The 15,944-nt window shown below is 43.1% G+C and carries 13 protein-coding genes; 9 read left to right on the forward strand and 4 right to left on the reverse strand.

Annotated elements, in window-relative coordinates; genetic code table 11:
- Positions 1–2: 2 nt before the first annotated feature.
- Positions 3–1,355: an FAD-dependent oxidoreductase gene (locus DYH63_RS14485; protein ID WP_116789473.1), complete on the reverse strand. Its 1,353-nt coding sequence runs from the start codon at positions 1,353–1,355 to the stop codon at positions 3–5.
- A 180-nt stretch (positions 1,356–1,535) separates the two neighbouring features.
- Between DYH63_RS14485 and DYH63_RS14490 the strand changes: the two genes are divergently transcribed.
- Positions 1,536–1,694 (forward strand): lmo0937 family membrane protein, encoded by a 159-nt coding sequence (locus tag DYH63_RS14490; RefSeq protein WP_116789474.1) that lies wholly within the window; start codon positions 1,536–1,538, stop codon positions 1,692–1,694.
- 84 nt (positions 1,695–1,778) lie between these two features.
- Here DYH63_RS14490 and DYH63_RS14495 read toward each other — a convergent pair whose 3' ends face one another.
- On the reverse strand, positions 1,779–2,453 hold the full coding sequence (locus DYH63_RS14495) for a Crp/Fnr family transcriptional regulator (protein WP_116789475.1): 675 nt from the start codon (positions 2,451–2,453) through the stop codon (positions 1,779–1,781).
- A gap of 102 nt (positions 2,454–2,555) precedes the next feature.
- Here DYH63_RS14495 and DYH63_RS14500 point away from each other — a divergent pair, with 102 nt between their 5' ends.
- The 8 genes from DYH63_RS14500 to DYH63_RS14535 all read left to right on the forward strand — a co-directional run bounded on the left by DYH63_RS14500 (position 2,556) and on the right by DYH63_RS14535 (position 11,238).
- Complete coding sequence (locus tag DYH63_RS14500; RefSeq protein WP_116789476.1) at positions 2,556–4,928, forward strand: heavy metal translocating P-type ATPase metal-binding domain-containing protein; 2,373 nt, start codon at positions 2,556–2,558, stop codon at positions 4,926–4,928.
- 128 nt (positions 4,929–5,056) lie between these two features.
- Positions 5,057–5,233: a cbb3-type cytochrome oxidase assembly protein CcoS gene (gene ccoS / locus DYH63_RS14505; RefSeq protein WP_116789477.1), complete on the forward strand. Its 177-nt coding sequence runs from the start codon at positions 5,057–5,059 to the stop codon at positions 5,231–5,233.
- A 2-nt stretch (positions 5,234–5,235) separates the two neighbouring features.
- Positions 5,236–7,428, forward strand: coding sequence for a cytochrome-c oxidase, cbb3-type subunit I (gene ccoN / locus DYH63_RS14510; protein ID WP_116789478.1), 2,193 nt, complete (start codon positions 5,236–5,238; stop codon positions 7,426–7,428).
- 11 nt (positions 7,429–7,439) lie between these two features.
- Entirely contained in the window at positions 7,440–7,628 is a 189-nt protein-coding gene (locus DYH63_RS14515) for a CcoQ/FixQ family Cbb3-type cytochrome c oxidase assembly chaperone (protein ID WP_116789479.1), read from the forward strand.
- A 27-nt stretch (positions 7,629–7,655) separates the two neighbouring features.
- The gene (locus DYH63_RS14520) at positions 7,656–8,558 is read left to right on the forward strand and encodes a cbb3-type cytochrome c oxidase N-terminal domain-containing protein (RefSeq protein WP_116789480.1); all 903 of its coding nucleotides are present in this window, start codon (positions 7,656–7,658) and stop codon (positions 8,556–8,558) included.
- Positions 8,559–8,564: 6 nt separating this feature from the next.
- The gene (ccoG, locus tag DYH63_RS14525; protein WP_116789481.1) at positions 8,565–10,001 is read left to right on the forward strand and encodes a cytochrome c oxidase accessory protein CcoG; all 1,437 of its coding nucleotides are present in this window, start codon (positions 8,565–8,567) and stop codon (positions 9,999–10,001) included.
- Between the two features lie 14 nt (positions 10,002–10,015).
- Positions 10,016–10,462 carry a FixH family protein gene (locus tag DYH63_RS14530; protein WP_116789482.1) on the forward strand — a complete coding sequence of 149 codons (447 nt, stop codon included), beginning with the start codon at positions 10,016–10,018 and terminating at the stop codon, positions 10,460–10,462.
- Between the two features lie 74 nt (positions 10,463–10,536).
- Positions 10,537–11,238, forward strand: coding sequence for a sulfite exporter TauE/SafE family protein (locus tag DYH63_RS14535; RefSeq protein WP_116789483.1), 702 nt, complete (start codon positions 10,537–10,539; stop codon positions 11,236–11,238).
- Between the two features lie 95 nt (positions 11,239–11,333).
- Here DYH63_RS14535 and hemN read toward each other — a convergent pair whose 3' ends face one another.
- Positions 11,334–12,698, reverse strand: a complete 1,365-nt coding sequence (hemN, locus tag DYH63_RS14540; protein WP_116789484.1) for an oxygen-independent coproporphyrinogen III oxidase — start codon at positions 12,696–12,698, stop codon at positions 11,334–11,336.
- A 141-nt stretch (positions 12,699–12,839) separates the two neighbouring features.
- On the reverse strand, positions 12,840–15,938 hold the full coding sequence (locus tag DYH63_RS14545) for an efflux RND transporter permease subunit (protein ID WP_116789485.1): 3,099 nt from the start codon (positions 15,936–15,938) through the stop codon (positions 12,840–12,842).
- Positions 15,939–15,944 lie beyond the last annotated feature (6 nt).

Here is a 15,944-nt window from a genome sequence, read left to right on the forward strand (position 1 = left end):
TATTATTCCGCCTTTTCGGCAAGCAGCGCTATAATATGCTCCTCTACCTCGGGGCTGTTCCATTTATCATTAATACCATCCAGTTTCATTACCTCGTCCATAATAGCTTTTTGCCTGTCGCCCAGTGCCAGCGCCTCACTGTAGGGGCGGTGACTAAAGGTTACGCGGCTGTAAAGCGGCAACCATTTATCCGGATACTTCTGGCTAAAATGCTTTTCGATCTTTTTTTGCAGATGGAAGTTAGCATCGGCTGTTTTAGAGCTCATCTCTAAAAAGTTGCGGTACGACAACTCTGCAATGGCATCGGCATTTGGCTTGCGGCTTTTTTCATATTCCTTAAAAATAGTCAGCCAGTCATCGCCATACTTTTCGATCATTTCGTTCAGTATGGTAATATCTTCAAAACCGGCGTTCATACCATGTCCGTAAAACGGAACAATAGCATGGCACGCATCGCCTATGAGGGCTACTTTATCTTCAAACGTCCACGGGTAGCACTTCATGGTAACCAGTGTACTCGTTGGGTTTTTAAAGAAATCTTCTACCAGGTTAGGAATTACATCTTTTGTAGAAGGGAAATGTGTTGCAAAAAATGCTTCGAGCATCTCTTTATCCTTAAGGCTGTCAAAAGATTTTTCGCCTTCAAAAGGCATAAACAGCGTACAGGTAAAGCTGCCGCCTATGTTTGGCATGGCAATAAGCATAAACTCCTGCCTTGGCCATATATGAAATGAATTTTTATCGAGCTTGTGCGTGCCGTATTCATTTGCCGGAATGTTAAGCTCTTTGTAGCCTACATTCAAAAACTGCTGGCTGTAGTCAAAACGGTTTTGGCGCTGCATACGGTGGCGAATGCGCGAAAAAGCCCCATCGGCACCAAACACCTTGTCGTATTTAATGTCGGTCCAGTTGCCACGCTCGGTTTCTCCGGTGTGCAGTGTAGCAGTAGCAAGATCTACATCCCAAATGCGGGTTTCAAAAAAGAACTCCACACCTTCTGCTTCTGCCAGCGATACCATCCTGCGGTTAAGTTCGCCACGGCTTATAGAGTAAATGCTTTCGCCCTCCTTACCATAGTACTGGTAGTTTAGGTCCTGCCCCACCAGGTGTATTGCCCTTTTATCCATGGGGGTGGCTATCTTTCTGATATCATCGCCCAGCCCAAGGTGGTCTAACGCACGCCAGCCGCGGTGCGACATGGCAAGGTTAATAGAGCGGCCTGAAAACTGTACGGTCCTGATATCCTGGCTGCGGTCATACACGTGTACGGTATGTCCTGCCCTTTTAAGGTATATTGCCAGTAGCGACCCTACAAGTCCTGAGCCTACAATGGCAATTTTTATTGGAGTTTGCATGAAAACAAATATTCTATAAGATTACAAAAATACTAATTAATTACGTCAACGCTTTTTTTTGTTGCATTATTTGTAACTATTTAATTAAGAAAACTTTGGGTATTAAAGGATTCTTAATGAATTAACACATCACGCCTGTTAGCCGTAATTTTATACTACTAACTTTTAAAATATAACATCATGAGAGATTTAATCTGGCTTATCATTGTAATCCTTTTAATAGGATGGGCTGTAGGATATTTTGCATTTTCAGCAGCAGTGGGCTCACTTATACACATACTGCTTGTACTTGCCATTATTGGTATATTATACAGGCTCGCCACAGGCAGAAGACCATAAAGCATAAAATAACCTATGCTAACAACAAAAAATCAAAAATCCCCATTCGGGGATTTTTTGTATTATATATTATCTGTTTTAAACTTATATTTTCTTTAGTGCGGCAATATCCAGTATGGTAATTTTCTTGCCCGATAATGATATAAGGCCACCTTTATTAAATTCGCTCAGCAATCTTATACAGCTTTCTGTAGCTGTGCCTATCATACCGGCAAGTTCTTCGCGGGATAATTTTAGCTTAAGGCTTTTATCTTCGTTAATGCCAAAAGTATCCTGAAGGTACAGTAACGTTTCGGCCAGGCGCTGCTTAACCGATTTTTGTGCCATTGCCACAAGGTGGTCATCTGCCTCTTTAAGGTCGCCACAAATGGTTTTCATTACGTTAAACGAAAACTTGTTGTTGTTATTAAAAAAGTTCAACACCTCAGCCTTTGGTATAAAGCATACCTCCATATCCTCAAGCGCCACGGCGCTAAGGTTTACGGGCTCTTCGCTAATCATGCTGCGCTGCCCCAGGAGTTCGCCTTTGTGTATAAGCTTTACGATCTGGTCGTTACCGTTAGAACTTAACTTGGTGAGTTTACACACACCGTCTTTTACACAAAAAATACCATTTACATTTTCGCCCTCTGTAAATACCGCCTCACCCTTACGGATAATGTACGATGACTTACAGTCGGCAAGGTGCAAAAGCTCCTCTTTATTAAGGGCTTTTAGCGAACTGAATTCGCGTACTATACATTGCTCACATTTACTCATACCGCTGCAAATTTAGTTAAGCAAATTTACTGATTGTATGACAAATATCATGTTTTATTTTTTAATGCCGTAAGAATTTTGTAGCAGGTAAAATTGAGCATTATGGAAACCCCGAATTGTTATCACTGTGGGTTAGGGATCGTAAAGAACGAAGAACTGCTTTTTGACAGTAAAACCTTTTGCTGCACAGGCTGCAAAACCGTTTATGAGATCTTTAACCAAAACGGGCTTACAGAATATTACACGTTTGAAAAAGCCCCCGGTACTACCCCTAAAGACATTGCCGGAAAATATGATTTCTTGTACAATCAGGACATTGCCGACAGGCTGCTTGAGTTTAAAGAGCAGGAAACACACATAGTATCCTTGTACATTCCTGATATTCACTGCAGTTCGTGCATCTGGATACTCGAAAACCTCAACAGGTTAAACAGCGGTATTAGCAGCTCGCAGGTAAATTTCCATGAAAAAAAGGTGCGTATCATCTTTAACCCCAAAGTCGTTTCGCTTAAAGATATTGTGGTACTGCTATGTTCTATCGCTTATGAGCCATACATCAGCCTTGAAAATTATGATGCCCCTAAAAAACGTGCCGACCGTGAACTGTATTACAAACTGGGCGTAGCTTTTTTTTGTTTTGGTAATGTAATGCTGCTTTCATTCCCCGAGTATTTTGAGGTAGAAGAATACTGGCTTAATAACTACCGCAGCTTTTTCCGTTGGCTGATATTCGCGCTGGCCATGCCATCTTTCCTGTATTCGGCAAGCGGATATTATGTTTCTGCCTGGAAAAACTTCAGGGCAGGCATACTCAGCATTGATGTACCCATAGCGCTGGGACTAATTGTAATGTTTATCCGCAGTACTGCGGATATTCTGCTGGATCGTGGCTCAGGCTTTTTTGACAGCCTTTGCGGGTTAGTATTCTTTATGTTGCTGGGCAGGCTCTTTCAGCAAAAAACGTATAACTTCCTTTCATTCGAGCGCGACTTTAAATCGTACTTCCCTATAGCGGTTACAAAAATTAGTAAAGAGCGTCAAGAAACATCGGTACCTGTTTATGACATAGCACCCGGCGATAGGCTACTGATACGCAACAGCGAATTAATACCTGTAGACGGCATACTAATAAGCGCGGCTACCCAAATTGATTACAGCTTTGTAACCGGAGAGGCAGAACCGATAACCAAAAAATCGGGCGATAAGATATTTGCCGGGGGCAGGCAAATGGGTGCTGTTACCGAAATGGAGGTGCTTAGTTCGGTATCGCAAAGCTACCTTACACAGCTGTGGAGCAATGATGTATTTGCTAAACGCGATGGTAAAGACTATAAAACCCTGACCGATAAAATAAGCCGGTACTTTACTCCGCTGCTACTCGCTTTGGCGGTAGTTTGTCTTATCATCTGGCTTTTTATAGATGTACCCACCGCCTTTAATGTATTTACTGCCATACTTATTGTGGCCTGCCCCTGCGCGCTGGCACTAAGCGCACCCTTTACGCTTGGTAACGTGCTCCGCATTATGGGCAACCGAAAATTATACCTTAAAAATGCTACAGTTATAGAAAAAATGGCACAGGCCGATACTATAGTATTCGACAAAACGGGTACCATAACTACCAACAAAAAATCGGAAATAAAATACACCGGCGATTATATTGATGCTAAAGAATTGGCCTTCATTAAGAGCCTGCTGCGTGGCAGTAACCATCCACTGAGCAGGAGATTATATGATCACCTGCCACAAGCACAACTATTGCCTGTAGATAATTTTGAGGAAATAACATCTAAAGGAATCCAGGGTATTGTAGATGGTTTCCATATCCGGATAGGCTCAGCGGCTTTTTGTGGTGCAGATACCGATGCCAACCTGCAAACTGCGGTGCATATTTCTTTTAACCGTAACTGGATGGGCAAATTTATATTTGAAAACCAATACCGCGAAGGCCTGTCAGCATTGTTTGAAGAGCTGTCTAAAAATTACAATCTTAAAATACTTTCCGGAGACAACGAAGGCGAACGTACACATCTTGAAGCCCTGCTTCCTAAAGGAACCGAACTGGTATTTAACCAAAAACCAGAACAGAAACTTGCCTTTATAGAAGCATTGCAAAAACAAGGCAGGAATGTAATTATGGTAGGCGACGGCCTTAACGATGCCGGGGCACTTGCGCAAAGCAACGTTGGTATATCGGTATCAGAAAATGTAAACGTCTTCTCCCCTGCCTGCGACGGCATACTCGATGCGTCACAGTTTAAGAACATTGGTTATTTTTTAAGGTTGGCAAAAAACACGGGTAAAACCATCCGCATGAGTTTTACACTATCGCTGTTGTACAATGTAGTAGGATTATCTTTTGCGGTAACGGGCCATTTAAGTCCGTTGTTTGCTGCCATAATAATGCCACTTAGCACAGTTACCATTGTGAGTTTTGTAACACTGATGAGTAATTATTATGCACGCCGGCGGTAGCTTTTATACCTGACAGGTTTTAAAAACCTGTCAGGTATAAAAAGCCCGAAAAATAAACTCCTGCATGACAAATATCATGTTTTATCCCATACCCTGAAACTAACTTTGTTAACATAAAATTAAGAAGTATGAGCGTCATTTATTTATTAATCTCCATCAGCATTGTTGTTGCCCTGGTTTTCTTATACGTGTTTGTAAGAGCCGTAAAGAGCGGGCAGTTTGACGATGCCTACACACCATCGGTCAGGATGCTTTTTGACGATGAACTAAAGAAAAAACCTGAAAACGAACCCAATAAAGACTGATTATGGAACTTGAACAATTTTATTACGACAATAAGATCGTTAAAAAATTCCTGTATGCCTGTATCCTGTTTGGCGTAGTAGGTATGCTTGTAGGCCTTATTATTGCCTCTATGTACCTCTTCCCAGGCATGACCGACGGAATTTCGTGGCTTAGCTACGGCAGGCTTAGGCCGCTGCACACTAATGCTGTAATTTTTGCCTTTGTGGGTAATGCTACCTTTGCCGGTATTTATTACTCGCTACAGCGCCTGCTAAAAACCCGTATGTACAGTGATGTGCTTAGTAACATCAACTTTTGGGGCTGGCAGCTTATTATTGTAGCCGCCGCCATATCGCTGCCACTGGGCTATACATCCTCTAAAGAATATGCCGAGCTGGAATGGCCTATAGACATTGCCATAGCAGTAATATGGGTAACCTTTGGTATCAACCTTATAGGTACCATTATTAAAAGAAGGGAACGCCACCTGTATGTAGCCATCTGGTTTTATATCGCTACATTTATTACGGTAGCCATACTGCACATTTTTAACAGCCTTGCATTACCGGTAAACTTTCTTAAAAGTTACTCTGCTTATGCAGGTGTGCAGGATGCACTGGTACAATGGTGGTACGGCCACAATGCGGTAGCTTTCTTTTTAACCACACCGTTCCTGGGGCTTATGTACTACTTTATGCCAAAGGCTGCTAACAGGCCGGTATATTCTTACAGGCTGTCTATAATTCACTTCTGGTCGCTTATATTTATTTATATCTGGGCAGGACCACACCACTTACTATATACTGCATTGCCCGACTGGGCACAAAACCTCGGGGTGGTATTCTCTATAATGCTTATAGCACCATCGTGGGGTGGTATGATAAACGGGCTTCTTACATTGCGTGGCGCATGGGATAAAGTGCGCACAGAGCCTGTACTGAAATTCTTTGTGGTAGCTATTACCGGTTATGGTATGGCAACGTTTGAAGGGCCAATGCTTTCGCTTAAAAATGTAAACGCCATTGCACACTTTACCGACTGGATCGTGGCACACGTACACGTAGGCGCACTGGCCTGGAACGGCTTCCTTACCTTCGGTATGATCTATTGGCTGGTACCGCGCATGGCTAAAACCACGCTGTACAGCAACAAACTGGCTAACTTCCATTTCTGGATTGGTACACTGGGTATCATTATGTACACACTTCCGCTTTACGTTGCCGGATTTACACAGGCAAGTATGTGGAAAGAGTTTAACCCCGATGGCACACTTAAGTACGGTAACTTTCTTGAAACCGTAAAACAAATTATGCCTATGTACTGGATGAGGGCCATCGGCGGTACACTATTCGTAATAGGATTACTGGTATTAGTATATAACATTATAAAAACCATCCGCCAGGGACAAACTATAGAAGATGAGTATGCTGAGGCTCCGGCACTGCAACGCATCAGCACAAAAAGGATCAAAGGTGAAAAATTTCACCCATGGCTGGAGCGCAGGCCTATACAGCTTACATTATTAGCAACTGTAGCGGTGGCAATAGGCGGGCTTATACAAATTGTGCCTACCATTATGGTTAAGAGTAACATCCCTACCATATCAACGGTTAAGCCTTACACACCACTGGAGCTTGAAGGCCGCGACCTTTACATACGCGAAGGTTGTGTAGGCTGCCATACCCAAATGATACGCCCTTTCCGCAGTGAGGTAGAGCGCTATGGCGAATACTCTAAATCGGGAGAATATGTATATGACCATCCGTTCCTTTGGGGTTCTAAACGTACCGGGCCAGACCTGTTCAGGGTAGGTGGCAAGTACAGCGATAACTGGCACTTTAACCACATGTGGGATCCGCAGAGTGTATCTGAAGGTTCTATAATGCCGGCTTATAAATGGCTGTTTGACAACCAAAAAGCAGACTATTCTGAAACCGGTAAGAAAATGGAGGTAATGGCACAACTTGGTGTACCGTACACTAAAGAAGACATTGCCGCCGTAGATGCTACCGTAGCTGCCCAGGCAGAAAAAATAGAGAAAAGCCTGCATGCCGACCCTGACTTTGTAAAAAGCTATGAAGCCAGCAAAAAAGCTGCCCTTGCAAAAGGTGAGGTATTTGTACCTATGCGCGACCGCGAAATCATAGCACTTATTGCTTACCTGCAACGCCTGGGTACTGATATTAAGATTAAAAATACTGTTGCAGACAAATAAAATAAAAAGCCATGCTAAAGTTTGTAAAACATAACCTTGAAACCATAGCGGGAGTAGAAATATTCCCCATCATATCACTGCTTATCTTTTTCCTGTTTTTTATAGCACTCTACACCTGGACGTATACGTATAAAAAAGAAAAGATAAACGAACTGAGCAACCTTCCCTTTAGCGACGGGGAGCAAAATGAAACCAACTAATTGTTGAACATTAACTAATAAAGGATCATGAAAAAATTCATTCCCGTATATGTAAGGGTTCCTGTACTATTTGCACTGGTATTTATGGCGCTGGAGTTTTTTATCGACTCCGGCGACCGCCCGGCATTTTTAAAGTACCCTTTGGTATCGCTGTTCCTGCTGGTATTCCTGTTTATTCAGGTAGCTATAGAGCTGGTGGTGCTTGCCATAGACCGTGTTACCTATGCCATGCTTACTGATGAGCAAAAAGAAAAACTGGCTGCCGCCGATGCCCTGGACTACAGGGACAGCGCCTGGTATAAAAAATTCCGCACTTTCTTTGGAAGAACCAAACCGGTAGAAGAAGAAGCCGATATATTACTACACCATGATTATGATGGTATTAAAGAGCTTGATAATGTGTTGCCACCGTGGTGGGTAAACCTGTTCTACGCCTGTATTATATTCGCAGTTATTTACCTGGTGCGTTACCATATAGTGGGCGACAAAGACCAGATAGCCGAATTTGAAACCGAAATGGCTGACGCTAAACTTGCGGTTGAAGAATATAAGAAAACAGCAAAAGACCTTATTGATGCCAACAGCGTTACCCTGCTAACCGATGCGGGTGACCTTGCTAAAGGAAAAGAAATTTTTCAGGCAAACTGTATAGCATGCCACAGGCCCGATGCAGGTGGTGCCATAGGCCCTAACCTTACTGATGAGTACTGGCTACTGGGTGGTGGTATCAAAAATGTGTTTCACACAATTACTGAGGGTGGACGCGACGGAAAAGGCATGGTAGCCTGGAAAGCTTCGCTAAAACCATCTGAAATACAGCTTGTAGCCAGCTATGTGTTATCGCTTAAGGGTAGCAACCCTAAAGACCCTAAGGAGCCGCAGGGCGACATCTGGAAAGATGATGCAGCCGTGGCCGAACCCTCTAAATAAAACATTATGTCAGTCAATAGGTATGAGCAAAAGCATAATGATGAGGAATTTAGAGACCATATAGCAACAATAACAACCGAAGGTAAAAGACAATGGATATATCCTAAGAAACCTTCGGGTAAATGGTATAAGCACCGCAAAACGGTAAGCTGGATACTACTGGCCTTTTTATTTGCCGCGCCATTTATAAAAATACGCGGCAACCAGTTCCTGATGTTTAATGTGGTAGAACGGAAATTCAACATTTTTGGTTTTCCGTTCTGGCCACAGGATTTTCACCTCTTTGTTATCAGCATGATAATAGGGGTTGTATTTGTAGCCCTTTTTACTGTAGCCTTTGGCCGCATTTTTTGCGGATGGATATGCCCGCAAACCATATTTATGGAAATGGTGTTTCGCCGCATAGAATATTGGATAGAGGGCGACCGTAATGCACAGATAAAACTTGATAAGCAACCCTGGGATAAAGAAAAGATCCGTAAGAAAGGATTGAAGTGGTTTGTATTCTTTGTCATTTCATTTTTTATTGCCAATGTGTTCCTGGCGTATGTTAGCGGCAGCGACAAGCTGATAGAAATGATAACCGAAGGCCCTGCCAATAACCTGGGTACGCTGATAGCATTGCTGATATTTACCGCAGTATTCTATTATATATATGCGTGGTTTAGAGAGCAGGTATGCATTATTGCCTGCCCTTACGGAAGATTGCAGGGTGCGCTGCTGGATAATAAAAGTGTGGTTGTAGCATACGACCATAAGCGTGGCGAACGCGAAGCCGGGCGTGGCCGTATGGTTAAAAACGAAGACCGTGCTACCTTAGGCAAAGGCGACTGTATTGATTGTAAGCTGTGTGTGGCAGTTTGCCCTACGGGTATTGACATCAGGAACGGAACCCAGCTGGAATGCATTAACTGTACTGCCTGTATAGACGAATGCAATACCGTAATGGATAAGGTAGGCCTCCCGAAAGGGCTGATACGCTATGCCAGCGAAGACGAAATTACCAAAAAGGAGAAGTTTGTTTTCTCTGCCCGTATGAAAGGTTATGCCGCCGTGCTTATCATTCTTACCGGTGTGTTTACCGGGATGCTGTTTCTCCGTAACGATGTAGAGGCAACAGTACTGCGACTACCCGGACAACTGTTTGAGCACAAAGGCGAAAACATTAGCAACATATTCACCTTTAAAGTGCTTAACAAGACCGAGAGGGATTTTAGCGATGTACATTTTAAACTTGAGAACATTAAGGGTACCGTTAAAATTGTGGGCAAACAAAGCTTTGCCATAAAAAAAGCTGGCCTTGCACAGGGTACGTTATTTATAGAGATAAACCCCGCATTTCTTGAAAAGGATAAAACAAAAATTGTGCTGGGTGTATATGAGGGAGATAAGCGCATAGATACAGAATCGACCAATTTCTTAGCGCCAAGGAGTTTTAACTAAAAAGGAAAGAAATCATGAAAATAAATTGGGGAACAGCCGTAGTAGTGGCGTTTGGCACGTTTATGAGCTTCATACTGTTCTTTGTATTTAAGGTACAAAGCGATAATAAATATGATAACCAGCTGGTAGTTGAAGAGTACTACAAGCAGGAACGCAAACTGGAGGCCACAATAGCCGGAGAAGAAAATGCTGCTGCACTTACAAGTAAGGTAGCCATTACTACAGATGGCGATGCCATAAAGATAATATTCCCGCAAGGGTTTGACATACATAATATAAAAGGAAAAGTGTCCTTGTACAGGCCGTCTGACCAGGGGCTGGATTTTGATGTTCCTATATCATTATCCAATCCATACATGCTCATACCTAAAAACGACCTGGCAGGCGGCCGCTGGGACATTACTGTAAAATGGCAGTATAACGGTACAGCATATATAAACAAAGAGATGCTTAACCTATAGTTGATGGTTACCGGTTGATGGTTGTCAGAACAAAACGTCCATCAACCGGCAACTAACAACCAACAACTAAAAAAATGCTTTACTCAGCACTTATATTAGGACTCATATCAAGCATGCACTGCATAGGTATGTGTGGGCCAATAGCCATGATGCTGCCCGTAGACCATAAAAACCCGGCTAAAAAAGCAACCCAGATACTTACCTACCATGCAGGGCGCTTAATCGCTTATGGAACATTGGGGCTTGTATTTGGTTGTATTGGCAAAGGTTTTTATCTGGCAGGTTTACAGCAACAACTCTTTATTGTTGCCGGTACGGTTATGATACTCATAGCAATGGTTCCTGAAAAAAAACTTTCTAAGTACAATTTTTCAAAACCTGCTTACAAACTCATTTCAAACATTAAAACTTCCCTGGGAAACCAGTTCAGGAAAAAAAGCTACAACGCCCTTTTTACGATTGGGTTCTTAAACGGATTATTACCCTGCGGATTGGTTTATGCAGCACTCTTTGGTGCACTCGCCATGCAAAACACGGTTTACAGCGCAGCTTATATGCTGTTGTATGGCGCAGGAACAATCCCGCTTATGAGCACGGTTGTTTATGCATCGGGTATGTTTAAAAATCCGTTGCGGGCACAGTTTGCTAAAGTAGTACCCTATGCAGCCGTATTAATTGGTATGCTGTTTATTGTACGCGGCCTGGCATTGGGTATTCCCTACTTATCTCCGTCTAACGTGAGTTTGTTTGGCGGTACAATGGCCGATTGTAAATAATATTCTTTCAACCAAAAGCTGACTACAAAACAAAAAGAGCATAAAGCTTTCGGCTTTATGCTCTTTTTGTTTATTTATCATAAACGGTAACCTTATTACACCACCATACTAAAAAGCTGGGTTTGTGGTGCCCTGCGTTTCAGGCGCAGGTCAAAAGCCATACAAATGTTTCTCACATAAGGTTTGCCCGCTTCAGTAACTGTTATTTTATTAAGTCCAAAGCTTATAAGCCCATCCTGCTCCATTTCGGTAAGGCTGTCCAATACCTCAGCCAATTCATCAAAATAACCGTCAGCAGCATTCCAGGAAGTTTCAAAACGACACATCAGGTTGAGAATGTGTTGGCGAATTACCAGATCTTCGTCCGTTAATAAATGTCCCTTAAAAACCGGAAGTTCATTAAAGGAAATCCTTTGGTAGTAATCTTCCAGCGTTTTTTCGTTTTGGGCAAAACTATACCAGCTATCACTGATTGATGACACTCCTAAGCCTACCATTAAGCGGGTCTTGCCAGAGCTGTAGCCCATAAAGTTACGGTGCAATTCGCCCTTCTTAAATGCTTTATACATACTATCGGTCTCCAGGGCAAAATGATCCATACCTATTTCACGAAAACCTTTTTTGGCAAGTAAATGTTTACCTGCTTCATACAGCTTGCGTTTATCTTCATCACGCGGCAGGTTACAATCTTCAAAACCGCGCTGCCCATTACCCTTGATCCAGGGCACATGCGCATAGCTGTAAAAGGCAATACGATCCGGGTTTAGCGATTTTGTTTTCTCTACGGTATCGATACATGTACGTACCGTTTGGAACGGCAACCCAAAAACCAGGTCGTGGCTTATGGAGGTATAGCCTATTTCGCGCGCCCAAAACGTAACCTTAGCCACGTTATGAAAAGGCTGTATGCGGTGTATGGCCTGCTGCACAGTTTCGTTATAATCCTGTACGCCAAAGCTTACCCGCCTAAAACCAAGATTAAACAACGTTTGCAGGTGAGCACGGGTAGTATTGTTAGGGTGGCCTTCAAAGCTGTATTCATAACCAGGCATCCTGTCGGCTTTTTCAAAAATGCCTTCAATAAGTTGCTGTAAGCTTTCCGGACTAAAAAATGTAGGCGTACCACCACCCAGATGCAGTTCTTTTATCAATGGCCGCTGCTCAAACATGGCGCAGTACATATCCCATTCTTTTAAAACGGCTGCTATGTATGGCTGCTCTACATCATGCCTCTTGGTAATGCGTTTATTGCAGCCGCAAAAGGTGCACATACTTTCGCAAAAGGGCAAATGAATATAAAGACTAATACCTTCTGTGGTGTTGGTTTCATTAAATGCCCTCACACAGGTAGCCTTCCAGTCAGCAACTTCAAACATATTTTCATTCCAGTAAGGTACCGTTGGATAACTGGTGTACCGTGGGCCTGGAACATTATATTTTTGCAACAGCATATTTTTCATGGCGTCATTTTTTCCTAAGCAAAACTACTGTGCCACACGAACTAAAAAAATGATATTTATCATGCAGCCCATAACAAAAGAAACCGCGCGGCAATGGCAACCGCGCGGTTTCAGGAGAAATAAATGACTAACCTAAAATCATTAATCCATTTTCTGGTGCTTGTTCCTCATAGCCCAATAAAAGAAGTTAGGGAACACCAATAGTGTAAATACGGTAGCTGTTACCAACCCGCCAATGATAGAAATGGCAAGCGGTTTTTGCGACTCTGAACCAATACCGGTAGAAAGCGCAGCCGGCATAAGCCCTATGGCCGCCATAAGCGCAGTCATTACCACCGGCCTGGTACGCGATTTTACACCCTCTATAATACTATCTGCCAGCGACATCTTGAGCTTGAGGTTTGTATGGAACTCTGAGACGAGTATTACCCCGTTTTGTATACAGATACCCAGCAGTGCTATAAAGCCCACCCCAGCCGAGATACCAAAGTTAACCCCGGTAATGTGCAGTGCCAAGATACCTCCTATTATGGCAAATGGTACATTGACCAACACAAGCAGTGAATCTTTTATATTACCAAACATAATAAACAGCAACACAAATATCAATACCAGCGATATAGGCACTACCTGTGTAAGCTTGGCACTGGCACGTATCTGGTTTTCATATTCACCTGTCCAGCCCACGCTATAACCTGTTGGCAGTTTTATTTGTTTTACTTTAGCCTGCGCCTCAGCAATGGTACCACCCAGGTCGCGATCGCGCACTGAGAATTTTACACCTATAAAACGCTTAGCATTATCGCGGTACACAAAAGACGGCCCTGCCTCCGTAGTAAGCGATGCAATTTCTTTTAGCGGCACTTTACCACCGCGAAGTGTAGGCACCATAAGGTTCATAATATCTTCTTCATCCTTACGGTAGTCCTTTTGGTAGCGTATACGAATGTCGAATTTCTTTTCGCCTTCATATTTCTCTGTAGCGGTTTTACCCCCTATGGCCATTTCTATAATGCTTTGCGCATCGCTTTTTTGCACACCATAGAGTGCCATTTTTTGCTCGTCAAACTTAACGCTCATTGCAGGCTGGCCCAGGTTGCGCAGTACGCCCACGTCTTTAACACCGTCTATATGTTTAATTTTAGCCATTACCTCATCGGCAAGCTTATCCAGCACCTGCAGGTCATCGCCATAAATTTTTACGGCATTACTGGCTTTAAACCCGGCAACGGCCTCGGCAACGTTATCAATAACCGGCTGTGAGTAATTCCAGGTAATACCCTGGTACACGCTCAGTTTTTTGTTCATTTGCTCTACCAGTTCGTCCATGGTTATCTTGTGTTTCCACTCATCCTTTGGTTTAAGGTCTACCTGAAATTGCAGGAAGCCAAAACCATTAGGGTCGGTACCATCATTGCTACGCCCTGTTTGAGACAGTACATCATCAACCTCTTCAAAAGATTTCAGCTCTTTGCGGATTATCGTTGCCATTTTTACACTCTCGGTAAGCGAGTTACTAATAGGCAGCTCAGCCGTTACCCAAAGGGCACCTTCATTAAGCGGCGGCAGGAACTCAGTACCCAGAAAACGTGTAGAGAACAGCGTAAGCGCAAGTGCCACAAGTGATATAATGATCGAAACTTTTTTATGGCGGAAGCTAACATTTACCCCTTTAGAAACAATCCTGTTAAAGAACTCTACAAATGGGTTGTGCTTTTCGCGCACATTTTTGTTAAGCAGTATAGAACACAGTACCGGCACTAACGTTAGTGTAAATATCAATGCGCCAAGCAGGGCAAAACCAAGTGTCCAGGCCAGTGGCGAGAACATTTTACCTTCTACCTTCTCAAAAGAGAATATTGGCAGCAATGCAGATATAATGATAAGCTTACTAAAGAAGATGGCTACACCCAGTTTAGAACCGGTTTTACGGATAAGGCCCATTTTAGCCAGCTTGTTAAAACGCTCATCACCTTCCTTTTGCCGCAGGTGGTCGAGTGCCACAAAGAGTCCTTCGACCATTACGACGGCTCCGTCTATAATAATACCAAAGTCTACCGCACCCAGCGAAAGCAGGTTAGCACTCATGCCCTTAAGCCTTAAGCAAAGAAATGCAAACAGCAGCGCAAGCGGAATAATGATTGATACAATAACCGTAGTACGCCAGTCTGCCATGAACAGGAACACAATAACCGTAACCAGTATGATACCCTCTACAAGGTTGTGCGTTACAGTATGGGTACAAAACTCCATAAGGTTATCACGGTCATAGAAGGTAACCATCTTAACATCTTTAGGAAGGACGTTTTCCTGTACATCGGCAATTTTTTCTTTAAGCGCCTTAAGCACTATAGATGGGTTTTCGCCTTTACGCATTATCACAATACCCTCTACCACATCATTCTTATCATTAAGGCCTGCCTGCCCCACTCGCGGCACATTGCTTTCTTCTACTTTGGCAATGTCTTTTATAAGTATAGGGTTGCCATTGTACTGGGCAACAATAGTATTCTCAATATCAGCAATATTATCAAGCAAGCCCACGCCACGCACTACATATGCTTGGCCATTTTTTTCTATAACGTCGCCACCTACGTTCAAGTTGGCTTTGTTTACCGCTTCAAACACCTGTGGTGATGTAAGTTCATATTTTTGAAGCAATGTAGGGTCTACCTCAACTTCGTATGTTTTTTCGCGTCCGCCAAAAACAGCTACATCTGCAACACCCGGTACAGCACGCAGCTGACGGTCTATAACCCAATTTTGAAGTGTTAGCAGTTCTCGGGTGTCTTTGTCCGGGCTCTCCAGCGTATAACGGAAAATTTCTCCCGTTGGCCCATAAGGCGGCTGCACTTCAGGGTCTACCTCATCCGGAAGCTCTACCCCGCGCAGCAGGTTGTTTACCTGTTGCCGTGCGAAGAAATCGTCTACATCATCATCAAAAATAATTTTGATTACAGAGAGGCCAAACATGGTTATACTGCGCACGTTTGACTTTTTTTGCAATGAGTTCATTGAAATTTCTATAGGCGAGGTTACAAAACGCTCTACCTCTTCAGCACTACGGCCGGGCCACTGTGTTACTATAACAATTTGTGTATTGGTAACGTCAGGAAATGCTTCTACCGGAATGTTTTTATAACTAATAACACCGGCTACAACCACTAAGCCTACCCAAAAAAATGTGAATAGCTTATTGCGTAGGGAAAACCCTATTATGTTTTTTATCAACTTTATCATGGCAGC

It is taken from the genome of Flavobacterium psychrotrophum, assembly GCF_003403075.1.
Taxonomy (GTDB): Bacteria; Bacteroidota; Bacteroidia; order Flavobacteriales; family Flavobacteriaceae; genus Flavobacterium; species Flavobacterium psychrotrophum.